Origin of the sequence: Citrobacter sp. Cpo032, assembly GCF_030332975.1 — a bacterium.
GTDB classification, from domain to species: domain Bacteria; phylum Pseudomonadota; class Gammaproteobacteria; order Enterobacterales; family Enterobacteriaceae; genus Citrobacter; species Citrobacter portucalensis.
Genome location: NZ_JAOWGU010000013.1, coordinates 1 through 293 on the forward strand (window position 1 = coordinate 1; position 293 = coordinate 293).

1 protein-coding gene is annotated in these 293 nt (G+C 57.0%); it reads left to right on the forward strand.

The genetic code is table 11. The annotated features are described in order from the left end of the window. The coding region (locus OGY33_RS00065) for an Ig-like domain-containing protein (protein WP_286570894.1) at positions 1-293 on the forward strand (293 nt) is incomplete at both ends.

Consider the following 293-nt stretch of genomic DNA (forward strand, 5'->3'; position numbering starts at 1 on the left):
GTAGAAGTGACAGTGACCGGGGTGGATACGGCAGGCAACACCGCGGTGGCGGTGCAGCACACCACGGTGGTACTGGACACTAAAGCACATAACACCGTCAATATTCATGATGTCACTGCCGACAACACCCTGAACTTTACTGAGCTGTCGGCGGCGAAGCAGGTGATTACCGGAAACGTGCGCGGGGAAGACGCGAAAGCGGGCGACCCGGTGCTGGTGGAGATTAACGGCCACCAGTATCACGGCCAGGTGATTGATACCGGGAAAAATACCCTCGGTTATCGCATCGAGGT